3 protein-coding genes are annotated in these 2,128 nt (G+C 72.2%); all 3 read right to left on the minus strand.

What is annotated here, in order from left to right:
- Positions 1-945 (minus strand): CHASE2 domain-containing protein (locus tag AB1609_22145; GenBank protein ID MEW6049136.1); only part of this gene is annotated, 945 nt, incomplete at its 3' end.
- On the minus strand, positions 942-1,772 hold the full coding sequence (locus AB1609_22150) for a DUF3307 domain-containing protein (GenBank protein ID MEW6049137.1): 831 nt from the start codon (positions 1,770-1,772) through the stop codon (positions 942-944). The genes AB1609_22150 and AB1609_22145, both read right to left, overlap by 4 nt.
- Before the next feature lie 59 nt (positions 1,773-1,831).
- The coding region (locus tag AB1609_22155; protein MEW6049138.1) for a hypothetical protein at positions 1,832-2,128 on the minus strand (297 nt) is incomplete at its 5' end.

Consider the following 2,128-nt stretch of genomic DNA (forward strand, 5'->3'; position numbering starts at 1 on the left):
CGGCACCGGACCCGGCCCGCCCGGCCGGTGCACGGCTCCCTCATCCAGAAGCGCCCGCACCGCGTTGGCGTGCACGATCACGCCCGGGACCGGGCCCAGCGCGGAGAGCGCTGTCAGGTGCCGGTCGCTCCCGACCACGCCGGGAGCCGTGACGCCCACGAGGACGATCCGGCCGGTCAGGGCGTCCGGCCTGACCCTCCCGCTCAGGACGTCCGCGTAGGAGAACGTGGGGAAGAGATCCTCCACCCGGATGGGCCAGCGCGAGACGGGCGGGCGGCGCAGGTCAAGCCACAAGACCGGCTGCCCCTCCAGGTGCCCGCTGCCCAAAGACGCCCGCAGCGGCTCGCCTGGGCCAGCATGCGCCGGGTCCGCGGCAGAACGCGCCGCAACCTCAACCAGCGCGACCGCAAGGGGAGCGCCGGTCAGGCTGGACCGCCCGTCACCGGAGCCCGGGAGCGGCAGGCGGCGAATTCGCCCGTCCCGATCCACGGGAAAATCAATCGAAGCAAGCCTGGCGGCCTCGCGCGCCAGTGCGGGGTACGGCGCCTCCTCGCCGCCCGGGAGGACGAGCCCCGGTACGGCGCGGGCGGCCTCCGCCAGCGCCCGGTCGTCTGCCTGGCCGCCTGCTTGACCGTCTGGGGTGCCCGAAGGCTCGCTCAGCACCAGGTCGAACCCCACGGCCAGCGGCGACGCGGCCGAAAGCTGCTCCAGCAGCCGGGCATGAACGGCACGACGCCAGGGCCACCGGCCCAGTTGTGCCAGGGACTGCTCGTCAACGGCCACGACGGCGATCTGTTCGGCGGCGCGGCTTGCCGGCCCCAGCATGAAGCGCACGCCGACCCGCAGGTCGTAAAGGGGCAGTTCCAGGGGCTCAAACAGGCCGAGGGCCTGCGCCAGCGCAGCGGCCACCCCGGAGGCCAGCGCCACGAGCGCTCGCCTTCTCAAAGCGGGCTCCTCACGATCAAATACCCGCCCAGAGCTACCACCACGCTCACGAGCGTCCCCACCAGGTAGTACTCGGCGAAGGCTTTGTTCTCCAGTTCCTTGAAGCGCGCGATGGACTTGGCGGCGATGACGAAGCCAACGGCCGCGGGGGCCTCGGACAGGAGAAACGTCAGGATGAGGGCGCGCTCCAGCATCCCCACGTAGGCCCCGATGCGGGGCAGTTCGCGTTCAGACCCCGCAAAGCCGGCCGCGCCCGGCTCGACCCGGCATGCCTCGAGCGCCGTGCGCACCAGCACGGCCCCGCCCAGGATGACCGCGGCGTAGACGGCCACCATGCGCCACCACGCGGGGTGACCCAGGTATTCGGGCGGGGAGACTCCCGCCAGCAGGCCAAGAACCGCCTCGCCCCCGCGCCATGGCTGCAGCGCCTGCGCGGATGGCAGACGCACCACGAAGAAGATGACCCACACGTGCGCCGCCTGATCGAGCAGGAACGCCCACACGCCCGGCGGCCCGCCAGCCGGTGCCGCCCTCCTGCGCCACGCATCCTTCAACGCGTCGATGGCAACATGCGCCGCCGCCACGGCCAGCCACGCGCCCACGAGGGCCGCCGACAGGGCCGGCCAGCTCAAGACGGCCAGCAGCGCGAGGTGCACCAGGGCGTGCGTCGCGTAAGCCTGCGCGCGCCCCTCCCGCCGGCCGCGCACGACGCCGTCCCCCTGGAACAGGAAATCGCCCAGCACGTGGGCCAGGACGAAGATCCAGGCCAGGCTCGCCCGCACCGTTTCGGAGTGCACCACCTGGAAGAAACCCTGCAGGCTGGTCATGCCCGTTTCCCCTTGAGCACCTCTGGGGCTTCACCCTCGCGATGGTGAACGGGCGCACTTCACCTCGAACGGGGTGAAGCCGAAAGCGAGCGGCCCAGGAACTCCTCCGCCTCCCGCACCACTCGCCAGCGCGCGGCCGCGCAGCGCTTCTGCACGTTCTGGAAGGCGATCCCCAGTTCGCGGGCAGCCGCCGGGTAGGTGCCCAGCCGGTCGTAGGCACTGACCGCCTCCCACTGGTCCTCTGTCCACCGGTTCATGATGGCGTCCACCAGGCTCAAGGCGAGGTTAACCCACGCCTCGTGGTGCGGATCGGGCCCCGCGAAGCGAGTGGCCTCCCCCTTGCCCCCGGGCGCACC

This window comes from Bacillota bacterium (assembly GCA_040754675.1).
In the GTDB taxonomy this organism is placed as follows: domain Bacteria; phylum Bacillota; class Limnochordia; order Limnochordales; family Geochordaceae; genus Geochorda.